Source organism: Candidatus Nitrososphaera sp. 86-2, from assembly GCF_056726185.1.
On sequence record NZ_JBWZON010000001.1, the window covers coordinates 1,647,166 to 1,666,920 of the forward strand.

23 protein-coding genes are annotated in these 19,755 nt (G+C 47.8%); 13 read left to right on the forward strand and 10 right to left on the reverse strand.

What is annotated here, in order from left to right:
- Position 1: 1 nt before the first annotated feature.
- Positions 2-1,729, reverse strand: coding sequence for a ubiquinone-dependent pyruvate dehydrogenase (gene poxB / locus ACYOR7_RS09960; RefSeq protein WP_479914467.1), 1,728 nt, complete (start codon positions 1,727-1,729; stop codon positions 2-4).
- 470 nt (positions 1,730-2,199) lie between these two features.
- On the opposite strand from poxB, the gene ACYOR7_RS09965 reads away from it, so the two are divergent.
- A complete protein-coding gene (locus ACYOR7_RS09965; RefSeq protein WP_479913794.1) occupies positions 2,200-5,394 on the forward strand; it encodes an HYR domain-containing protein in 3,195 nt (1,064 codons plus the stop codon).
- Positions 5,395-5,697: 303 nt separating this feature from the next.
- On the opposite strand, the gene ACYOR7_RS09970 is transcribed toward ACYOR7_RS09965, so the two are convergent.
- A complete protein-coding gene (locus ACYOR7_RS09970) occupies positions 5,698-5,979 on the reverse strand; it encodes a hypothetical protein (RefSeq protein WP_479913795.1) in 282 nt (93 codons plus the stop codon).
- Between the two features lie 110 nt (positions 5,980-6,089).
- On the opposite strand from ACYOR7_RS09970, the gene ACYOR7_RS09975 reads away from it, so the two are divergent.
- Positions 6,090-6,383 carry a hypothetical protein gene (locus ACYOR7_RS09975; RefSeq protein WP_479913796.1) on the forward strand — a complete coding sequence of 98 codons (294 nt, stop codon included), beginning with the start codon at positions 6,090-6,092 and terminating at the stop codon, positions 6,381-6,383.
- 623 nt (positions 6,384-7,006) lie between these two features.
- Here the strand turns inward: ACYOR7_RS09975 and ACYOR7_RS09980 are convergent.
- Positions 7,007-7,237: a hypothetical protein gene (locus tag ACYOR7_RS09980; RefSeq protein ID WP_479913797.1), complete on the reverse strand. Its 231-nt coding sequence runs from the start codon at positions 7,235-7,237 to the stop codon at positions 7,007-7,009.
- A 75-nt stretch (positions 7,238-7,312) separates the two neighbouring features.
- Between ACYOR7_RS09980 and radA the strand changes: the two genes are divergently transcribed.
- The 3 genes from radA to ACYOR7_RS09995 all read left to right on the forward strand — a co-directional run bounded on the left by radA (position 7,313) and on the right by ACYOR7_RS09995 (position 10,669).
- Complete coding sequence (gene radA / locus ACYOR7_RS09985) at positions 7,313-8,353, forward strand: DNA repair and recombination protein RadA (protein ID WP_479913798.1); 1,041 nt, start codon at positions 7,313-7,315, stop codon at positions 8,351-8,353.
- 239 nt (positions 8,354-8,592) lie between these two features.
- Positions 8,593-9,504: a metal-dependent hydrolase gene (locus tag ACYOR7_RS09990; protein WP_479913799.1), complete on the forward strand. Its 912-nt coding sequence runs from the start codon at positions 8,593-8,595 to the stop codon at positions 9,502-9,504.
- 268 nt (positions 9,505-9,772) lie between these two features.
- Positions 9,773-10,669, forward strand: coding sequence for an aldo/keto reductase (locus ACYOR7_RS09995; protein ID WP_479913800.1), 897 nt, complete (start codon positions 9,773-9,775; stop codon positions 10,667-10,669).
- 33 nt (positions 10,670-10,702) lie between these two features.
- Here ACYOR7_RS09995 and ACYOR7_RS10000 read toward each other — a convergent pair whose 3' ends face one another.
- A complete protein-coding gene (locus ACYOR7_RS10000) occupies positions 10,703-11,821 on the reverse strand; it encodes a cupredoxin domain-containing protein (RefSeq protein ID WP_479913801.1) in 1,119 nt (372 codons plus the stop codon).
- Positions 11,822-12,061: 240 nt separating this feature from the next.
- Positions 12,062-12,943, reverse strand: coding sequence for a hypothetical protein (locus ACYOR7_RS10005; protein WP_479913802.1), 882 nt, complete (start codon positions 12,941-12,943; stop codon positions 12,062-12,064).
- 39 nt (positions 12,944-12,982) lie between these two features.
- On the opposite strand from ACYOR7_RS10005, the gene ACYOR7_RS10010 reads away from it, so the two are divergent.
- On the forward strand, positions 12,983-13,195 hold the full coding sequence (locus ACYOR7_RS10010) for a hypothetical protein (RefSeq protein ID WP_479913803.1): 213 nt from the start codon (positions 12,983-12,985) through the stop codon (positions 13,193-13,195).
- Positions 13,196-13,283: 88 nt separating this feature from the next.
- Here ACYOR7_RS10010 and ACYOR7_RS10015 read toward each other — a convergent pair whose 3' ends face one another.
- On the reverse strand, positions 13,284-13,529 hold the full coding sequence (locus tag ACYOR7_RS10015; RefSeq protein ID WP_479913804.1) for a hypothetical protein: 246 nt from the start codon (positions 13,527-13,529) through the stop codon (positions 13,284-13,286).
- Between the two features lie 337 nt (positions 13,530-13,866).
- Between ACYOR7_RS10015 and ACYOR7_RS10020 the strand changes: the two genes are divergently transcribed.
- The 4 genes from ACYOR7_RS10020 (at position 13,867) to ACYOR7_RS10035 (ending at position 16,066) form a co-directional block, all read left to right on the forward strand.
- The gene (locus tag ACYOR7_RS10020; RefSeq protein WP_479913805.1) at positions 13,867-14,616 is read left to right on the forward strand and encodes a class I SAM-dependent methyltransferase; all 750 of its coding nucleotides are present in this window, start codon (positions 13,867-13,869) and stop codon (positions 14,614-14,616) included.
- Positions 14,617-15,087: 471 nt separating this feature from the next.
- Positions 15,088-15,252, forward strand: a complete 165-nt coding sequence (locus tag ACYOR7_RS10025) for a hypothetical protein (RefSeq protein ID WP_479913806.1) — start codon at positions 15,088-15,090, stop codon at positions 15,250-15,252.
- Positions 15,253-15,275: 23 nt separating this feature from the next.
- A complete protein-coding gene (locus tag ACYOR7_RS10030; protein ID WP_479913807.1) occupies positions 15,276-15,596 on the forward strand; it encodes a hypothetical protein in 321 nt (106 codons plus the stop codon).
- Positions 15,518-16,066, forward strand: coding sequence for a hypothetical protein (locus tag ACYOR7_RS10035; protein ID WP_479913808.1), 549 nt, complete (start codon positions 15,518-15,520; stop codon positions 16,064-16,066). Before ACYOR7_RS10030 ends, ACYOR7_RS10035 begins: the two co-directional genes overlap by 79 nt.
- 111 nt (positions 16,067-16,177) lie before the next feature.
- Here ACYOR7_RS10035 and ACYOR7_RS10040 read toward each other — a convergent pair whose 3' ends face one another.
- Positions 16,178-16,333 (reverse strand): hypothetical protein, encoded by a 156-nt coding sequence (locus ACYOR7_RS10040; RefSeq protein WP_479913809.1) that lies wholly within the window; start codon positions 16,331-16,333, stop codon positions 16,178-16,180.
- Positions 16,334-16,823: 490 nt separating this feature from the next.
- Between ACYOR7_RS10040 and ACYOR7_RS10045 the strand changes: the two genes are divergently transcribed.
- Together ACYOR7_RS10045 and ACYOR7_RS10050 are read left to right on the forward strand one after the other, a co-directional pair.
- Entirely contained in the window at positions 16,824-17,048 is a 225-nt protein-coding gene (locus ACYOR7_RS10045; protein ID WP_479913810.1) for an antitoxin VapB family protein, read from the forward strand.
- A 22-nt stretch (positions 17,049-17,070) separates the two neighbouring features.
- Complete coding sequence (locus ACYOR7_RS10050; RefSeq protein WP_479913811.1) at positions 17,071-17,451, forward strand: type II toxin-antitoxin system VapC family toxin; 381 nt, start codon at positions 17,071-17,073, stop codon at positions 17,449-17,451.
- A 98-nt stretch (positions 17,452-17,549) separates the two neighbouring features.
- On the opposite strand, the gene ACYOR7_RS10055 is transcribed toward ACYOR7_RS10050, so the two are convergent.
- Both ACYOR7_RS10055 and ACYOR7_RS10060 read right to left on the reverse strand, forming a co-directional pair.
- Positions 17,550-17,903: a hypothetical protein gene (locus ACYOR7_RS10055; RefSeq protein ID WP_479913812.1), complete on the reverse strand. Its 354-nt coding sequence runs from the start codon at positions 17,901-17,903 to the stop codon at positions 17,550-17,552.
- Between the two features lie 17 nt (positions 17,904-17,920).
- The gene (locus ACYOR7_RS10060) at positions 17,921-18,079 is read right to left on the reverse strand and encodes a hypothetical protein (RefSeq protein WP_479913813.1); all 159 of its coding nucleotides are present in this window, start codon (positions 18,077-18,079) and stop codon (positions 17,921-17,923) included.
- Positions 18,080-18,189: 110 nt separating this feature from the next.
- Between ACYOR7_RS10060 and ACYOR7_RS10065 the strand changes: the two genes are divergently transcribed.
- The gene (locus tag ACYOR7_RS10065; RefSeq protein ID WP_479913814.1) at positions 18,190-18,771 is read left to right on the forward strand and encodes a CBS domain-containing protein; all 582 of its coding nucleotides are present in this window, start codon (positions 18,190-18,192) and stop codon (positions 18,769-18,771) included.
- 17 nt (positions 18,772-18,788) lie between these two features.
- On the opposite strand, the gene ACYOR7_RS10070 is transcribed toward ACYOR7_RS10065, so the two are convergent.
- The gene (locus ACYOR7_RS10070; protein WP_479913815.1) at positions 18,789-19,577 is read right to left on the reverse strand and encodes a hypothetical protein; all 789 of its coding nucleotides are present in this window, start codon (positions 19,575-19,577) and stop codon (positions 18,789-18,791) included.
- Positions 19,578-19,755 lie beyond the last annotated feature (178 nt).

The window sequence follows — 19,755 nt, forward strand, 5'->3', positions numbered from 1 at the left end:
GCTACCTGAACAGGTTTGTCTTCGCTAGATCCACTATTTCGTCTCCACGCCCGTTCAGCACCGCCTTTATCATGTAGAGCGTAAAACCCCTTACCTCAGCCAGACTAATGCTTGGAGGGATAAGTAACTCTTGGCGGTTCACGACTACATCCACTAATGCTGGACCGTTGTGCTCTAGAGCTTGGCTCAGCATCGGCTTTACCTGCTCGGGTCTTTCTGCGCGAAGTCCCATAATTCCCACAGCTTCAGCTAGCTTCGAAAAATCGGTATTTACGAGACTAGTGCCATAAGTCAATAGCCCAGCAGCCTTCATCTCTAGCTCGACAAAACTTAGAGATCCGTTGTTGAATACGATTACCTTTATAGGAAGATTTAGTTGCTTTAACGAAAGAAAGTCACCCATCAGCATCGAAAACCCACCATCACCTGACAGACAAATTACCTGGCGACTTGGAAAAACCTCTTGGGCTCCAATTGCCTGAGGTAATGCATTTGCCATGGAGCCGTGTGAAAAGGACCCCAGCAATCTCCGGCGCCCGTTCATATGCAGATACCGTGCTGCCCAGAGCGTTGGGGTACCAACGTCACAGGTGAAGACTGCATCATGCGCTGCAATGTCATTGATGACTTTCGCAACGTACTGAGGATGAATCGGAGTTCGTTCAGGCTCGCCTACTGCGTAAGAATCCAAATCCTTTCGGGATTTCATGTAATGGTCCAGTGATGCCTTCAGATGTCCTTTGTCAGCCTTCTGATTGAGCAATGGTTTCAGTGCGATTAGAGTTTCGCGGACATCGCCGACTAACCCGAGATCGACCTTTGTTCGTCTACCTATTTGCTCCCCTCGAATGTCCACTTGAATTATGTAGGCACGAGGCGGGTAGAATTGCTGATACGGAAAGTCGGTGCCGAGCATGAGCAGCAGATCAGAGTCCATCATCGCATGATATCCGGATGAAAAGCCGAGCAATCCAGTCATGCCTACATCGTATGGGTTATCATATTCGATGAACTCCTTTCCGCGCATTGCGTGGACAATAGGAGCCTGAAGAAGGGCTGCGACCTGGATTAGTTCCGAATGCGCGCCGGCACAGCCGGCACCACCAAGAATGGTCACATTCTGAGCCGCATTCAGAACACTTGCAAGCCTTGCAATTTCTTCGCTAGACGGGCGGACCACTGGCTGGGGCCGCTCGAAGGAAACGAGGGGTCTGTTAGAGACTGACTCCTGCAATGCGATATCCCCGGGAAGGACAATGACAGATACTCCGCGGAGAGAAATGGCGGTCCTCATTGCAATATCAAGAACACGAGGAATCTGGTCTGCGTGAGAGACAAGCTCACAGTAGTGACTGCATTCATTGAACAAAAGTTCAGGGTGCGTCTCTTGAAAGTATGTGCTCCCTATCTCCGTGCTTGGTATATGTGCCGCAATTGCTAGCACCGGCACTCTACTGCGATAACAATCATACAGTCCGTTAACCAAGTGCATATTTCCCGGCCCGCAGCTGCCAGCACAGGCAGTAATGTTTCCTGTCAGATGAGCTTCGGATCCAGCCGCGAACGCGGCGGTTTCCTCATGTCGGACGTGCACCCAAGAAATGTCCTTGTCGCGCTCCCGTACAGAATCTATAATTCCATTCAGGGAATCGCCTGAGACGCCATATATCCTCTTTAACCCGGCTCCTATTAATGACTCGACTACTGCGTCGGAGACTTTCTTCGCCAGACTTGTTCAACCTTCTCATGTTGCAATTATTCTTGTAACTTTAAACACTTTTGATAGGAATAATGGCAGGCATCGTTCAATCTTTGGGTGGTCGTATTTTTTGAGATTTCCATCAACACCAACAGATAACTTAACAGAACCTCTTGTGGCATTGCCAAGTTATCGGGTCACGAAAACTATACTATCTCGTCGTTGTCCATGATACGAAGAGTTAACAAGGGGCCCCTAATAATGTCAAAGCCCAACCAAATATGGATAGAATAACGTAGAAAGTATGTCGACACTGAACAAATTAACTATAAAATTCTCATAGAAGGAGCTTACTGGACAAATACTGTGTAAACCATTACCTGTTCGCACATATGCTGTCATTTAGTCCACGACAGGGTCCCACGTCCTCGGCGGCTGCTATTGCTATTGCCGCTGTTCTGATCTTTGCGACAACCGGTCAGTATGCGTTTGCTGATAATGTGCAAAACGACGTCGCAGCGAACCCCGGCTCCGACACCATCACTGTTGGCGGTTCAACGACCGTAGGTTACAGAATTAACGCGAACAACGGTGACGGCCAAACAGGTTGTAATGCCGCAGACTCGACCCCTGCAAGAATAACAATAAACGTTCCTGCAGGAGTTACACGGTCTCCGAGCTCTCTAATTTTCACGGCGTGTGGCGTCACGCAAAATGTTGTGTTCTCCTCTAGCTCGACTGCGGGGAACTTTGCAATTACAGTGAGTGTATCTGACTCTGGTGTTGGGACATACAATACAAGTCCTGCGGCGTTCACGCTGCACGTTCTTGCGCCAGCTAACACCGCTCCCACGCTAACCTTGCCTCCAAACATTACGGCAGAGGCGACAAGTGCTTCTGGTGCACCTGTATCATACTCTGTAACAGCAACTGACGCAGAAGATAACCCTGACCCAATGCCTTACTGCGCGCCCGTCTCTGGCTCGACATTTCCACTAGGCCAAGCAACCGTAGTAAATTGCTCGGTAACCGACAGTGGCGGATTGAGTGCCTCAGGCTCGTTCACGGTTACAGTACAGGACACTACAAAACCAGAGGTGACGGTCCCTGCCGACATGACACTTGAAGCTACTTCGGCTGCAGGGGCTACAGCTACCTTTGCTTCATCAGCCACTGACGCGGTTGATGGTGCCCTGATACCTTCTTGTTCTCAGTCTTCTGGCTCGACATTCTCATTGGGTGCTACTCTGGTCACATGCTCAGCTACGGACGCCCACGGCAACACCGGAACAAAGTCGTTTACAGTGACGGTGCAGGACACCACTGCCCCGGTGGTAACTGTCCCGACATCGCAGACAGTTGAGGCTGCCGGTCCGGAAGGTGCCGCTGTAACGTATTCTGGTCAGTCCGCGACCGATGCCGTGGATGGAACGATATCATCATCGTTGTCGGTATCGTGCGTACCGCCTTCCGGCTCGACATTTGCATTGGGGACAACTTCTGTAACTTGTACTGCAACCGACTCCCATGGAAACACGGGGTCGAACTCATTTATGGTGACAGTACAGGATACAACCGCCCCGGCCGTAACGGTGCCTGCCGATCAAACCGTTGAAGCAGCGGGTCCGTCTGGCGCGGTCGTATCGTTCTCTTCTCCATCGGCAAACGATGTGGTTGATGGCGGTTCCATCCAAGTATCCTGTACATATTCATCCGGTGCTACCTTCCCAATCGGTAGTACGGTTGTATCATGCACTGCAACCGATTCACATGGAAACACTGGTTCAAATTCGTTCACAATTAACGTGGTAGATACCACCGCTCCCACAATCGACATCTCGGATGGAAACGGCACTCCTGTATCAGAGCTCGTGTCTCCGGCGCACATTGTAGTTGAAGCTAGTGGGCCAGATGGTGCAAAGGCAATCTTCTCTGCATCTGGAAATGATGCAGTAGACGGGCCCACCCCTGTTTCATGCGACTATGCGTCAGGAACAGCAACGTTCCCGCTTGGCAGCACGACTGTCACTTGCACATCAGCTGACTTGCACAGCAACACTGCAACATCAACATTTGTAGTCGATGTCGTAGATACCACTGCCCCGTCAATAACTGTTCCAAATGACATTACCGAAGAAGCAACAAGCCCCGCGGGTGCACCAGTGACTTTCTCTGCATCTGCAAGTGACATAGTAGACGGCTCGGTAGCTGTAGTCTGCACGCCAGCAGCTTCTGGCTCGACGTTTCCGCTAACGACTACTACAGTAACGTGCGAGGCAACCGACGCACACCACAACCATTCTTCTGCCACATTCACCGTGACGGTCCAGGACACCACACCACCCACCGTAACAGTTCCCAACGGTTTGACTTTGGAGGCTACGGGCCCGTCAGGTGCCCCAGTTACTTTCTCTACATCGTCATTTGACATCGTAGACCTTGCCACTGACGTTGTGGTCTGCGACCAAACTAGCGGTGCATCCCTTCCGCTTGGGACCACGACTGTTAGCTGCAGTGCAACCGATGCCCATGGCAACACAGGCTCGGACAATTTCACAGTGACTGTCCAAGACACCACTGCGCCAGCGATAACAGTTCCAACTGATTTGACATCCGAAGCCACAGGCCCCTTGGGTGCGGCAGTAACTTATTCCGGCCAGTCCGCAACTGATATTGTCGATGGTGCAGTTCCGGTAGTAGTATGCACGCCCGCCTCTGGCTCAACATTCCCGTTAGGGACGAATACTGTTACCTGCTCAGCTATGGATGCTCACGGTAATACTGGCACTGGGTCCTTCACGGTGACAGTACAGGACACCACTGCGCCAACCGTAACTGTACCTTCCAACTTGATCGCTGAAGCAACAAGTTCCTCAGGTGCAGCCGTCTCCTTTGCAGGACAGGTACCATCATCAGCTTCTGATATCGTGGATGGCGCTGTTGCAGTGAGCTGCTCTCCACCTTCAGGCTCGACATTTCCGATAGGAAGCACAACAGTAACCTGCTCAGCTACGGATGCTCATCAAAACACGGGCTCAGGCACCTTCACAATCACAGTACGGGATACTACTGCTCCAACAATAGCTTCTCATGCCAACATGGCAGTATTCACGACGACAAGCTCGTCGTCTGGAACTACGGTTACGTACACTGCCCCGACAGCCGCAGATATCGTTGACGGCTCGGTGACGGTGAGCTGCTCTCCAGGTTCTGGCTCGACATTCACGTTGGGAACCACCACCGTTACTTGTTCTGCTACTGACGCCCATGGCAACACCGCAACTTCAACATTCACAGTAACTGCCACAAAGTGGAGTGGGATACTTCAGCCAGTCAATGCGGACGGAAGCAGCGTCTTCAAGCTCAAGAGCACAGTGCCGGTGAAGCTACAGCTGTTCCAAAATGACGGGCTGACCCCTGACGCTACCGCCACCGTCAAGATATCCATCATGAAATACAGCGGTAACGTCGAAGGAACATATGCAGAAGCATTATCCACTAGCGCCGCCACAACCGGAAACCTGTTCAGATATGATGCAACAAGCAACCAATACATATTCAACTGGGGAACAAATGGCCTGTCAACTGGTACTTGGCTACTAAAGGTTACCGTGAACGGCAACGATGTAATCATGTCTACAAAGCCGACCAATCCAAACCCCACTGGCTATACGGTGGAGGTATCTTTGAGATGATGAGGGGAAAGTAGTGAGAGATGAATCGAAAGGGCCCGCAACATGTGAGAAGTCGTATATACCCATAACGAAAGATTTGCATTTCTTACACTGTTCAATCCTTGGGTGGTCACGCTTCTTGCGAGATTTCCATCAACACCAACAGATAACTTAACGGAACCGAATACTGTTTCATCATTATCTGTGACCCGAAAAGTTACAGAACCACCGTATGCGGTCCACATCAGGCACATTTGGCGTACCCCATGGCGAAATGACAAGATCAAGTTAGAGCAGGATTTTATGATTACTGGCTTCGTTGGGTCATTCAGAATAGGGCGTGCAATACGCAAAATATTGTACTTGTACGCCTATTTCGATTACCGTGAGAATATGTCGCGAATTTTCTCTGCCTAGCAATCTTGTTAGCACTTTGTTAATCTCAGAAAGCGAATAGTAATGCTTTGCATCAAAAACAAAGCCCTTTGCTTGAAGCAGCCTTGTAATTGCTCTGCTAAATTGATCTCCCCATAAATCAAGATCGTCAAGAGCCTTTCTTAGAATATCGCCCCGAACTGGCTGTACCGAGACCTTGACTCTTTTCAATCGCCTGCGAGAACCTTTGGTAATATTTAACCTCTTATGCTTTATGCAGGTGTTTTTCACAGGTTTGCCGGTATTGCTTATTGATTTTCTGAAGGTCAGAAAGGGAGTGCTTGTCTGCCTTCAATGCAAGAGCATCACTAGTTGCTTGTGAGGATATAATTAGAAGTGCGTTGATGCGACAAAAGAGTAGAGGGGCCCACTACAGATCTGTCTTTCCAAAGCTTGATGATGAAGGATGGAAAGGAAATATCTATTGCAGGAAGGAGGGAAAGGAAATAGCATCTGCGGCTGCTGCAGCAGCAGAAATGATATTGTTTAAACAGAATGTTAAAGAAATCAAAGGACCGTTGTCAGATTTCCTCAAAGGGCATGTCAAAGCAGCACACCAAGGTGAATTCGAATAGGGTTCTGTATCATTATCGTCGAATGGCATTTCATCTCTTGTTGTTGAACAAACCGACGCGAATGATACAATACCCATCTACAGCTAGCACTTTTGAGCGTGTGAAATTCTTCTAGCAGAGCATGAAATATCTTTCGAGCTCGGGTAAAGTATACGCGCGCACACACAAAGAACAGCAAGTGATCCGATACTGCTATTCTTTCTTCTGCTGCGATTCTTCTGACTCTAATGCCTTTTCCTGCATCTGGTCAATCTGCTCTTGTGATATTTCTGTAAACAATATACTTCAGAAGTGACGGGTGTATACACTTTCCGTTTGACAGCATATCAGCATTTATGGGATCGGAAGGAGCAAACCATTTACAGGATAAGCAATTTTCTGACTGCCATGCGATTCTTTTCATCAAAAGTGAATTTGCGCGATATTATTGTCTTCTTCCTTTTCCTTTGCCATTTTCTAGCTAACACCCCTCTCGAACGAATTCAATCGCATCATTTGATATACTGGTATCAGAAAATTAGAATTGCACCCAAGAGGGCGGACCTCCAGATTCGATTCCTTCGCGATAGATAAACACCGTCCAGCGTATGGTTATGGTCCCAGTCTTATTCTTCCATGTAGGATCACGTCAGGCTTGACTTTCTGGGATCGGGCGTGTCCTCTCGGATCTCCTTCTTTAGCTCTTCGATAACTGATTTTGGAAGGATGGCGCCGCTGACTCCGTAATCATTGCTGTGTACTTTACTCTTTTTCTCTAGCAGTGTATCATTCAGGTCGTGAAACCTTCTGTTTCCGGGACACACCAGACGTGGGCCCATTCCAAGAAATCCTCTCATCCTCCACAGGTTCGACATGCAGCCACAGCTGCCCCTCCCCCTCCCCTCTTGGTATATCCTATCTTATATTGCACAGGAAACGGGTTGTATTTCATGGGAGAATCAAAGCAGGTATCATCGGCAGTTGACCTTGAACTTGAAGATTTGGAAGGCGTGGGTCCGACGACGGCAAGGAAAATGCGAGAGGCAGGCATTGGATCGGTTGTACAGCTTGCGGTAATGAGCGCTGAAGAGCTCTCGACCGAAATTGGCAGTACAAAGGAAGGCGCGACGAACTTTATCCTAGCCGCAAAGAAACTCTTGCAGGATTCCAAGGTTCTTGATAGTGAATTTACGACGGCGGATGTCCAGCTTGAAAAGCGAAGGGCCATCCTGCGTTGCTCCACGGGTTCTAAAGCGCTGGACGAATTGTTGCTTGGAGGTCTGGAGACTCACGCAATTACGGAATTCTACGGCGAATTTGGCTCTGGCAAGTCCCAGATATGCCACACGCTGGCCGTCATGGCCAATCAAGCCCCCGAGTTAGGAGGCCTGGGCTCAAAAACCATTTGGCTGGATACTGAAGGGACATTCAGGCCGGAGCGCATCGACCAGATAGCCCGTGCAAGAGGACTGGACGTGGCTGAGACGTTACAGAACATTGCAATCTGCAAGCTGTACAACAGCTCTCACCTCGAGCTCCTGGTAAAGGAACTTGGCAGGTATATCGAGCAGTTCAAGGCCAAGCTGGTAATAGTAGACAGCATCATCTCTCTTCACAGAGCAGAGTTTGCCGGACGCGGGACGCTGGCTGATAGGCAGCAAAAGCTCAACGGCGTAATGCACAAGCTCACAAGGATTGCAGAGATGTATGGTGTGGCGATCGTCATCACCAACCAGGTGCAGTCGACGCCGGACACATTCTTTGGCGACCCGACCAAGCCCGCAGGTGGAAACGTCATAGGGCACGCATCAACCTATAGGGTTTATCTACGCAAGGCAGGCACGGACCGCGTCGCCAAGATGATTGACTCGCCGTACCATCCATACAGCGATACACGCTTTACCGTCAACGAGAGAGGTCTGGATGATGTAGACGAGAAGGCACCCAAGAAAAAGTCGACAAGCGCAGCGGAGAAGGAAGAGGACGAATAGAGGAGTCTCCTTTCATCTAAACACACTAGCGAGCTGTCCAATGACCTGACAAGAATAGAAGTAGAGGAGTAGAAGCAGGAACAAAAAAAATCGTTTCAGACCTTCTGCCCCCTTTTTTTCTCCTTTTTTCCAAACTTGGATCTGCTAGATTACAGGCGCAAAAAAGATGGTGTTCTGGCCTTCGCAGATCTTTACGAATACGTTTATCTAAAAGACACCGCGCTGTGTGCTCACATATTATGGATTTGCCAACGCATTTTGTATTCGCATTGGCAGTAGGTCTAGTATTCACAAATAATCCAGAGATCGCGCTGCTTGTCAGTCTGGGAGCTCTATTGCCAGACTTGGACCGCGAATACTGGTTTATCCCGAAGAAAGTATATGCAGATGAGCAGATTCACAGGGCGGGTCTTCATAATGTCTTCATGATGGCAGGGGTCTACATCATAAGTCCTTACTTGTCTTTGGGGATATTTCTTCATGTTTTGCAGGACTCTTTTACTACTGTAAAGGACAGGGGAGTAGAATGGTTTTACCCATTTACAAGACTGGTAAAACGTGGAAGGGTAAATTGCGAGGGAGTGGAGCAACCGTTGGACGCAAAGGAGAGAATATATTTCTACCAAGAAGATCCTCCAGGATTAGCAAAGAAAGCGGATCCTGATCTTCAAGGCCATTACGACGATTGCAGGCCAATCCCCTGGCGCAGAGTATACGGGTTTGCACAAAACGGGCAAATTCTAGACAGGAGCTTTCTGGTTGGCTCTATCGCGGTTATTTTGATATGGCTTTTTGCGCCTGACAATACTTTTCATCTAGGGATATTGAGCGGCATACCTTCAGCAAACTATGCTGTCATAGGAGTCGGCTTTGTGGCAATTGTCACCTTGTTTATCGCCGGAGAGCTTGACAGGAGAGGACACGGTCAAAGATTGGGCAAGTTCAACCGTGTAAAGTACCCCATATTTGGACTGGGCATAATGTTGCTTGTCCTCTGGGGGATGCTAATGGCAAAAGATATTGAAAATAATGCAATGACCATCATTCTGTCAAACCCAGTATCTCTGGTAATGGTAATGATCATCGTTCCTATTGCAGTCTTTGGAGTGGTAAAATGGAAGGCTATGAGAGGGAGGCAAGGCATCGTTTAGTGTCTTCTGATTAATCTTCGGGAGGGGTTGCCTTCTTTGGTGCTGTTAACGAATTGTGAGCCAGTGTACTTTTGATTCGATCTGTTAGCCGACGAATACCTGATGGCATATACGGCTAGATTTTGGCTTGATTTCTTTCTATTGATACACACGCAAAAAAGAGTGCAACACACAGTAGAGACAGAGGGCGAAAGAGAGAATGTAGAGGAGTGAACAGGAGAAAATCTTGTTAATCCGATTTGTAGAATTGCTACCGTGAAGAATGTCATTGCTCACGCGTAGGTTTGGCTACACCAACGTTGACGTCCCTGTAATAGGGCAAGGCACATGGATGTTAGCAGAAAAAGCAGAAGGAAAGGAAGCTGAAAGGCGCGCAGTCACGGCTCTTCGGACAGGCCTGGACCTTGGAATGACTCACATCGACACAGCTGAGATGTACGGCAATGGAAGGGTTGAAGAGCTTGTTGGCCAAGCCATCGAAGGACACCGCGACAAAGTATTCCTTGTGAGCAAAGTTTTGCCATCTCACGCGTCTTATGAAGGCACTCTGAGGGCATGCAAGCAGAGCCTTAGGAGGCTAAAGACAGAGTGGCTGGACCTATACCTACTTCATTGGCCCAGCGATCAACATCCGATAAAAGAGACCATGCGCGCCATGGAAAAGCTTGTCAAGGAAGGACTAGTCAAGTTCATAGGAGTCAGCAACTTTGACGTCGAGGAGCTGGCCGCAGCCGAACAGGCGCTTTCAGATAACAGGCTGGCTTGCGATCAGGTGCTCTACCACCTGGGATATCGTGGAATAGAACGGCGACTGCTGCCGTACTGCGCTGAGCGGGAGATTGCCCTCGTAGGATATTCACCATTTGGACATGGTAATTTCCAATCGCTCGAAAGTTCAGGAGGAAAAGGAGCAGAGGCAGGAAAACAGGTTCTAGCAGAGATTGCCGAGAGGCACGGCCGTACACCTCGACAGGTAGCGCTCAACTTTCTGACACGTCATCCGGGCACGTTTACCATTCCAAAGGCAAGCCGCCCGGATCACGTGAGGGAAAACAGCTTGGCAACTGGAGATAACAAGGTGTGGAAACTAACAGAAAATGAGGTATCGTCCATCGATCGCGCGTTTCCTGTACCAGATAGCGATACGCCTCTTGAGGCAATCTAGGATTCCTGTTTCTTTTCTCAACCAAACTCTCTTCTATTTGGTAGTAGTAGCCGGCGGCGAAACCAAGAATGTGCCTTGGATTTCAATCTTCTCAGAATTATCAGTGAATGGTATTTGCAGAGTCCTCACAGTCTGCCCTTTGTCTTCATCAACAACTGCCGCTATTCCATCTACAAAGGCGACAAATGCGATGTCGGTTCCATTCATTGCCTTCGAGTCGGCAATAGTCCTTGGAAGTTGGATTGTCAACGTCCCGTTATCATCGGCATCGATTGTTGCAGTAATGGTTGTTGTAGAAGGATCTCCGGCAAGGCTCAGAAGGGAGCCGCCTGATATCCTGTATCTAATATCGGATGTTTGGAGGTCCAACTTTGCACTGCTCCAATCGGAATCTTTGGAAGATACGTAGGAAAAGCTGGTTTCTGCCCTGACGCCATTGTAAAGGGCGGTAACATGGTACTGTCCAGGGATTCCAAGGGGACCGCTAATCTCTAATGGATATGTGAAATTGCCGTCATCGTCTATAGCAACCGAATCGGATAGAAATTCCTCTCCCTCAGGATCAAGTACTCGAAGAAGAAGCAGTTGGCCTGTAGAATTTACTCCAACAACAGTTCCCTGAATGGTAACCTCATCGTCGCCGTAAAGTAATGATCTATCAGTCGAAAGTGAAATTTGTGACATGAGAGGAGAGGAAGAGGAAGAATTGCTGACTTGTAATGTACCTATCATTGTGGGGTGTAGCCAGCAAAAATAATGAAAAGTGGCAGCTTGGGTGGCGGCATATTCAAATGTCCTGCCTGGAAAAATCAGCATTGGTTTTCCGTCATCCTTTAGGCCAAATTCGCTGTCAGGAGTATTGTCTGTTCCGGAGGTAACCGTGTGTATTGTAGAATCATTGTTTACCCATGTCACAGTGTCTCCTATGTTGACCGTGGCAGGGCTTGGAGAAAACGCACGGCCTGCCTTGGATGCTGCTCCTGGCACAATACTGAGATAAACCCTATGATCTTGGTTCGCTGCACTAGCTAGATCACCAAAAGTACCTTGTGGTAAAGCATTGAAGGGAACACTTGACAGAAATAAGGAGAGAATAACTGTAGTAGTAATTGTAACAGGAACCCTGAGCAAGTTTGCATTTATAATCCGCATGTTTGGCCGTATACCAAGCATGCTATAAAGCAATTTCATTAACTACAGCATTGCCAAAGGTCAAGTATCGATGAGTTTGCTAAAATAGGGTCCCACCCCGTAGTCCAATAATACCGATACATACACACACACATCAGATTCAAAGCAGGGTTTACTCAAATGTATGCGACGGAAGGAGCGGAAACGGGTGCCTCATGGCGGTTTTACAGGTATTCCATACAATATGAGAAAGAGAACCTATTAGATGGCTTTCACTATATCATCACGCAGATCACAGATAAAGTGAATACCTGCAATCGTCTCTCCAGAAGTGACTGCATATCGTATACTTTTTCCATCATCCTTGACAGCCGGCCTTTCAAATGATACCGGATAGTTTTTCACTCTACTAACGTCATCTCTATTTGGTACCAACATGTTATACGGACGATAATCGATCGGCAGACTAATTGTTGGTGCCCCAGCAGCATCATTGTCTTCTTCTTCAGCGGCCTGGCCGAAACACAGGCTCGAGACTTCCACTTTGTACCTAATTGGGAAGGGAGTGTTGCCATTACTGCTGCCGCTAGCCTTGTTCCACCATTCTATGCCTGTAAAATGATTGCCCCCTCGATACGAAAATCCTTTGGCATCTTCTGAAGAGACATCGAAAGAAAAAGTTTCGTTCTGTTTCGTTTCGAGGTCTGTTAGTGAAAATTCAACTGACTTTTTTTCATTTTTCATTATTACCTCACGCCGATAAGAGTGGCCTACGGCAGGGAGGACTTTGGTAAACTTGTATCGATTGATCCCCCTAAAGATTGCCCAAAAATTGTCCCTGTCATTGAACTGGCATATCAGATTAAGCTCCAGAGCTGCCTCCGTATTCTTGTCAAATAGTTCAAGCAGGTAAAGCATCCAGGATTTGTCAGGAATATGGTTCCCGAGGTCTTCCAAGATAGTCAGAGTATCAGAAATCGCAATGACCCCGGAGGGGTAGGACGGCGATGATGATGGCTTTGGCTTGATTCGAGAGGTTATTGATGATAACAACGAAGTTACGCTTGTGATGGGGGAGGAAGAGAACGATGATGGCGGCGGCGCCCGTAGGCAAAGTGAACCAACCCAGAAATGATTTGCCATTTTATTATGCTCCCTCCCTTCTCGCCTTCTTTTCTTATCTTGCACAAGATCGTATTAAAAAATATGGAATGGCGATTTTGCAAAAAAAAACACACGCTCCGTTGCTTGTCAGAATTATTCAAAGGAGCCTTGCTCTTCTTTGATATGATTCCAAAGGCGCACAAGGAGAGCAAGAGATCGCCCACGTTTGGTGCAGTCCTCGGCGTTGTCATAGGATTTGCAATTGTAAGAGTGATTGGAGGAGGAGGATGAGCATAGAAATGAAGTGCCGCAAGTTTACAGCATGCAGATGCAATATAGAGTTCTGGAGATTTTATTAATTGGGATTACAATACCTCAGCTAAAAGAAATCGCCTTTTTCCTCATCTTTATTAAAAATGGCCTTGACATTACCATCTTTATCCAAGCGAACCTCAGTGAACCGAAAGCCGCAATCTTCTATTTCATAGAAAGCTGTTCGATCTAAAACGTTCCTTTCTTTAGAAAGCACCAGTACCATGTGGCCCTTATTTTGCACGAACCTTACATCATAATTTCGATGAGCCAGTGAGCGCTTTAGCATTTCAAGTTCTGGAAATCTTCCCACATCAGAGGATCTCGTACATTAGCACATATAGCCGTATTCAACTTCTCTCTCGCCATCGAACGGATAGCGATCAGACTATAGAGTCGAACAAACTTGATACACCACCTTATGCCTTCTGATGTATTGTCAAAAACGCGATGTCCTCTCTGCCCGAACGTATGCTATAGTTGTCAGGATTCTCCCCTCATGATGAAGAATTAGGGTTTGCCATGTGTCATACATTAGAGTGCCACCAACGGAAAAGTAGTATTTGTCGACGTACATAGGCAGGTGCGGTTTAATCTATGCTGCTCGATAATCTCTATATCTTGTCCGCTGTTACTCTGAGAACAAGGACATGAAACGGCCGGTAGATCATGAAAATAATGATGATGATGATGATGATGCAGAAGACTACCTCCAGCTTGGGAGAATAGTCTTCTATGGGAGAACGCTGGCTGAATATCAACAGATGTTTGCCCTTGATGATAATAACATTACAAAATTGAAAGGTCGTAAAGTGTTGGATTGTCCTGCAGGACCTTCATCCTTTGTTGCAGAGGCGACTAAGATGGGCATTCATGCAATTGGGTGCGATCCGTTGTTTGGCACTGACTTGAGCACACTTGTTAGTCAAGGGAGAGAGGACATCCATCTCGTCACTGAAAGGATATCATCCGTCATGCAACATTACAATTGGGATTTTTACAAATCTCCTGAAGGCTTGAAAGAATATAGGCAGTCTGCCTTGGAGAGATTTGAAGCTGACTTTCCTCAAGGGTTTGCACAGGGACGCTATATCAAAGCGGAGCTGCCCTGCTTGCCTTTTGATGACGATAGTTTTGATCTTGCCTTGTGTGGCAACTTGCTGTTTTACTACAGCGACCACTTTGATTATTCCTTCCATCTTGATTCCATTTTAGAACTGTGCAGGCTGGCCCCCGAGGTGCGAATTTTTCCCATACAGGGACCGTACAACCATCCCTACCCGCACTACGACCGATTACTCCAAGAACTCAAAAGTCGAGATATTACTGCTAAGGCGGTACAGGTTCCTCACCATTTTCAGAAGGGCATTGACAAGATGTTGTGTTTGACCCGCAGTTGAGTTATCCGGTTCGTCCAGGTTGCGGGTCTTTTTGAGAAATAGTCGTGCACCCCGAGTTCCAACGAGCGTCAAGGACAGAAGAAATCTGTAACATCTGGTCCTAGTGACTATCGCGGTGGGGCAACTTCAGGCCAATGCGCTTGCCGTAACTCGGACCTTATCGCACTTTCGTGACAGTGACTCTCGGTTCACACGCAGAGAGGATTTCCAGATAACAATCTTGACAAAGAAGCTTGCCATTGTACGGAAATGCTCTCAGTCCCCCCCTTTCATATTCCATTAAACTTGTAGCAGTCTTGCAGGTGCAGTTTGCACACGTAGACATTGACTACGTGGGTGTATAGTCCACCTCTATAATAATCTTAACTATTGCAAATACTTTCAGAATTTATTCATTTCAGGATTCAAAAATTCGCTAGAATATGATAAATTTTTATAGATGCTTTTATAGTAGAAAGTTTAACATGGTTAATGAGGCCCAGGTCTGCTCAAGAATATTTCAAGCGCAATTTTCAGCTGTACAAGAATAGCAGGGGAGAGATGAGCAGGCTAAAGGGGGAAGACGCCAAAGAGCCCCGGCAGATCAAGCTGTTTGAAAAAACGCCAAGAGATTCTCCATCGACTCCATTGAGATAGAGCCCCTGGCGGTGGACCACTCGGTGCCCGGAGTATCAGGCTTGATAATACACACCTCAAGGTGGTCGATAGCATACACGGCCGACGTTAGGTACCACGGAAGAAGGCCCCTTGACACCCAGCGATTCGTAGAAGGGTGGGCCGAATCTGACGTCGACATCATGCTCTGTGAAGGAACACGGGTCAACGTGGAATCCTCAAAGACGGAAAAAGACGTTGAAGACGATGCGGGGAGCCTGATGAACACAACGAGGGGTCTGGTAGTATGTTCGTACCCTCCCCGGGACCTAGACAGGGTTTTGTCGTTTTTGTCACAGCCAAAGAGTCAGACAGGGATCTCGTAATCGACTTGAAGCAGGCGTACATGCTAAAGCTCTTCCAGCAGTCGAAAAAATGGAAGAAGGTTCTGCCGTCGCCACAGAACAAGCGGCTAAAGGCGTACATTCCAAGGAAGGAATGGGGCCTGATAGACAAGAGTCCAGACGAGAACTATCGGACTCAAAAGCAGATATCCATGGACTATGACTTGTGGGAGCGAGAGTTTCTCGACTACCAGAACGCGGTGGACTACCGCGACGTTGCGGCTCACCAAAAAGAGGCGGCGTTCTTTTGCTCCGACCATCAGCTTTTGCAGCTAGTAGAGATCCAGCCAATGGAAGGGTCTGCATACATCCGCTCTGTAACAGAGCCGTTCAACGACGAGATGGATCTAAAGGAGGAGCGGGTAAGGAGATGGCTTGTGCATTTTGGGCTGATGGCAGACGAAGACGCGTGGATGCACATCCATATCTCGCAACACAGCTCTGGAAAATGAGGCAAGGAGGATCATGATGGCTCAAATACCAAAGCATTCGTTCCAACTTGTATAGCGTATGAAAGGAGCAATTGCTACTAAAGGCAAAAGTAGTCGTTGTTGTTGTTATCGCTAGGCGCTGCACAGGCTTTTCTTTAGCTCTTTTGCGCGGTAAAAGGTGTTGCAGCAGCTGCAGGTCCACACGGGGTCCTTGCTTGCTACCCAGTAGCCACCATCAAAGTACTTCATAACAAGAGTAGTGCAGCACTTTGGACAGGTCAGCGACATGCATCTTGCTCGCTGCTAGAGTATTTCAACAAATTGCAAAGAAAATTTTACTTGTATGATATATTGAGAAGATTATTAGGGAATGTCATGTTGCGTGACCTAAAATTCCTGCAGGTGTACTATTCGCTTGCAGGCTCTCTGCTCACTTGACGCAGGTCAGCATCCTCTCGAGAGAGTAGAGAGTAGAGGCAAAGCCGATAGTTGCTGATTCGAATTCAAAACCCAGCCTTTCAGAAGTAGGAGGAGAAGATGAAGAAAAATAAGATCTTTACCAGGCGTACTACAAGATCAGAGAAGGGGGACGGGATCAGGGCTTTTTGTTGCCAAGAGCATCGTCGAAGCTCATGGCGCAAGGCATGCGCAGAGAATACAACTCTTCGGGCAAGGGCGCGACTTTTACCTTCCGCTGCCACTTGCAGAGCCTAAGGCGGCCAATCTTATTCCTTGCGTGTTTAAATATATGTTTAAACAAGTATACACTACATATAATATGGTAAAGACTTTGACCATCCGGGACCAAGTATATGCCAAACTGCTTGCAAGAAAGGCGAAAGATGAGAGCTTTTCCGAGCTTTTTGAAAGGCTCCTAGAAGGCTCCACTATCAACTCTGTAGACACTCTTGCAAAGTTGCGTGGTTCGGTAGAGTTCCAAAGCGATTCTAAATCTGCCATGTTATCGGATATGGCCTCCAAAAGAAGGGAGCGCAGAGGCTGAGCACGAAAAAGAGATGAATGAAATGATAGTACTCGACACTGACGTCGTCATTGAAATTCTCGACAAGCGCTCCAGAAAGGGAGACCAGGCGCTGGGGAGGATCCAGGCAAGCAACGAATCCATAGGCATTACCGCAATAACCCTACACGAACTACTTTACGGATTGGAAAAGTATGCTAAAAGGCCGCTGAGCGAGATAGCACAGATCCCAGTCTTGGCGTATAGCAAGGACGATGCAATTCTCTCCTCAAAGCTAGAGTTAGCGGCTGAAAAGAAGGGCACCCCTGTGAGAAGGGCCGACGCAATGATTGCTGCCGTAGCGCTGAACAGGTCGACGCAGCTGTACACATTTGACAGGCACTTTAGGGCATTTCAGGATGCTGGCTTACAGCTCTTCTCGTAGGATTGCTCTCTTACTGTATTTGATATCACGTCCAAACGGAGGTAGCTGCTGCGGCAACGACAACGATGATGATGATGACAAATTATTACATTATGTCATCACCTGGGAACAAAAGCAGGAGGGTCATCTCCCTTGCTGGCAGGGGCTATATCGGGCGGGACATTTTTGAAAAATTTCTTTATCCTTGCAGCTTCGGTTTCAAGTTCCCTGCGCGTGCTGGCAGGCAATTCTGGATGGTTATGCAACAGATCTTGCTTTTTCTGCAGCACTTCGTGCAGTTCTGAATAGTCCCTTTTGCCGGGGCACATGAGAAAGGTCTTGATCCCTATCATGGTACTTCCAAATGTCTGCCACAGGTTCGACTTGCATCCACATACGCCGCATGCGCGGATTGCTTCGCTGCGATATTTGCGTCCAACTTTCTTGTTCCAGTCTTCTGCAAGAGATCCCATGTCAGGCTTCTCTCTCTTTATTCTCCTCCTGCAGAGGTATTATGGCTTGAAGCGGTAGTAGCAGTGGTATTAGTAGTATTAGAAGAAGACGACGACGGCTCGGATGTTGTTGTCGTTGTAGAAACAGCAGAAGCTGCGCTTTCGTTCAGTTTTTTGATGGTTTCAAGTCCATGCATATCTATTTTCTATCGATGCATAATAGGCAATATGCGCTTAAGAATATCATGGTCAATATTATTCCTAAAGGATATATTTGTGTAAATCACAAAAGTGAGAACATATACGGATGGCCGATACATTTCCACCCTTATCTTCTGTAGGCAAAAGACGCAAGGCCTTGGGCAAGACCCAAGCAGAGCTAGCAAGGCTGTGCGAAATAGGCCAGTCTTTTGTTGCCAAAATTGAAAGAGGAGAGGCTATGCCCTCCTATGCCATCGCAGTGAAGCTTTTCGAAGCGCTTGACAGGTTGGAATCAAAGCACGCTGAAAGCCTTTCTGACTTGCATGCAGGCGACGTTATGGTAAAGAAGGTCATTACGGTCACGCCAGCAGAGAGGGCAGAGCATGCACGAAAAATCATGCTGGAGAAAAACATATCGCAGCTGCCTGTTGTAGATCCTCGAACCGGAGCGCCGGTAGGATCCATAACAGAAAGGACAATGCTTGAAATGGATGCAAGGGACAGGACGATCAGAGAGCTGATGGATAAGAAGACCTTTCCGACTGTTGCAAGAAATGCCAGTCTGTCATTGGTGGTTTCAATATTAAGAGAGCAGGAAGAGGCAGTCCTTGTAATGGATGAAGGCAAGATTGTCGGAATTATAACAAAGTACGACGTACTGTCGTCAAAAAAGCAAGACCATGAATAGTCGGGAACGAGAGGAGATTATATCTCATGCAGAGAACAGGCAAGCTTGGCATCACGCATCCATTTTGCCACAAGCGAATTCCGAAGAAACCAGATTTCTGCAATTGGAGCCTTGCACATGTAGCACAGCGGCCTCTCCCAGCCATCTGGAGGAGGCGTGGAGGCATCAGCCATACGGAACACCATATCCTTTTGCCCTCCGTCGAACCTGTGAGCCAGCTCAAGGGACAGCAAAGTTGTCAGCTGTGTGTTCGCGAGAAGGCCATTTTTCCTATACGATGCCACGATGGTATCAACAGTATCGGATTTGTATGTAATGAATCGATCTATGATATCTTTTAACAAGGCTGCGTGGTCTTGCTCGGTCAAGCGCAAGTAGCGCCGATACTCTATTTCCACAGCCTCCGGATTGAAACCGTGTTTTGCCAAAATCTCGGCGGGCTTTTGTCCCTTCGCAAAGGCGTCAAAGATTACCTTTACCGCTTCACTATCCAGTGGCGGAGCCGAGACAAGGGCATTGTGTTCAACTTCCACCTTGACTTTGTCGGCTCTTGAGATCTTGTCAGCACCGGCGGCGCTACTGCCTTTTGGCAAAGGTGGATCCAATGTAACTGAAGTTTTCCTGCTTTTTGTAAGCACCATCTTGGTGTCGCCTTTGCGAAAGAGGGCCGTCTCTTTGTACACGTAGCCTACAGAGGTCCCAACTATGCGTGCTATCTCTTGTGGGGGAGTACCTTGTTCCAAAAGGCGAATGATTAGTTCTTTTTTGGTTTCATCAGCATCGGGTAATACTGGTTTGTCTGACATTGGTAAGGTAAGGTCAGGTAGAGTAAGGTCGGTAATAAACATATTGATGAGACAGCCTTACTTCTTACCCTTCTAATCAACCTTACTTACCTCTCCGTCTTAACTGCACTGAATACGGCAAGGGCGGCAAAAAAACCTGCCGGCACTCCACCACCATAAAAATCACTCTAAAAAAGGC